The 1,361-nt window shown below is 37.9% G+C and carries 2 pseudogenes; both read left to right on the plus strand.

Features of this window, described 5'->3' with window-relative positions:
• Positions 1-775: pseudogene (locus tag BZK14_RS12945) on the plus strand (penicillin-binding protein 1C); the annotation flags it as partial.
• 52 nt (positions 776-827) lie between these two features.
• Positions 828-1,361: pseudogene (locus BZK14_RS12950) on the plus strand (YccS/YhfK family membrane protein); the annotation flags it as partial.

The raw sequence follows: 1,361 nt of genomic DNA on the forward strand, positions 1-1,361 counted from the left end.
CTCAAGCTTATCGACAGAAGGTAGAGTTTATCCAATCACCACAACACCAAAAATGATAACAAATGGTCAACCTATCCTATCACCAGAATCTGCATGGATTATCCATAAAATTCTTAGCCAAGTTAGACCTACTCATCGATTTAATCCTAAAAAAATTGCATGGAAAACTGGTACAAGCTACGGTTATCGTGATGGTTGGGCGATTGGCACAACAACTGATTGGACTGTTGGTGTTTGGATTGGCCGCCCTGATGGGGTTCCCAATGTTGGCGCCTTAGCCAATCGTTATGCAACGCCCATGCTCTTTGATATTTTTAATTATTTACCTAAAGAAAAAACAACATTAGTCAAACCTGATGGCATTCAACCTGCAACAATTTGTTGGCCAAATGGGCGAAAAATTACAGAAGTTCCTATCGAATCATGTTTAGAACGCTATGAAATCGATACTATTGATGGTAAAACACCGCCCACATTGTACGATGCCCCAGGTGAAATGCCTCATTCAGGATGGCCTAAATTATTAAACATTGAGGACATCACCATGCAATCTGCATTAATTTTGACATTACAAAACGAAAGCATTATTTTCAAAAGTCCTTATGCCATTCAATTAAATGCACAAGGTAATCCCCCTTTTCGTTGGTATTTAGATGGGCAATTACTAGAAAAACCTGAACTAGATATTCAAGCCTTAAAGATTGGTATACATACTTTAAGCGTTCAAGATGCCTTACAAAAAGTTGATAAAGTATCATTTGAGATTCGTGAATAGTTTCTAAATTCCTTATACTAGCCTGTATGTTTCACAATCAGGAGTTAGTCATATGAAAGAAAAATTATGGTTCATTATTCGTGAAGCCATGATGGTTAATAATCGATCGGCACCATGGGAACGAGCCATTGGCGCTGCACTTTCAATGACTATTCCTATTTTCATTGGACTTTTTTTTAATCAATTACAATTGGGATTGATCGCAGGTTTAGGTGGATTTACTTATCTATATGCATTCAGAATCCCTTATGCTTTATTATCTAAACAATTACTCTTTGTAGGGATTTCTATTGTTCTATCTGCATTTTTAGGTTCAATTATTGCTCCTTATCCTATTGCTGCCGCCATTACTATGGGGGTCATAGCAGCTATCATGATCTTTATCTTCAATGCGCTTAAATTTATCGGCCCTTCAGCTATTTTCTTTGTCTTAATTTTTGCACTCACAGCAGATATGCCACACGTTGATATCTTTGGAGCATTCAGTCGCGCAGGTTTGGTGGGTCTTGGCGCCGCATTATCATGGATTATTGCTATGGTTGGATTTCTCTTCCAACCACATCGGCCAGAAATTCAATCTCTTCAT

The organism is Wohlfahrtiimonas larvae (genome assembly GCF_002006755.1).
Classification (GTDB): Bacteria; Pseudomonadota; Gammaproteobacteria; order Cardiobacteriales; family Wohlfahrtiimonadaceae; genus Wohlfahrtiimonas; species Wohlfahrtiimonas larvae.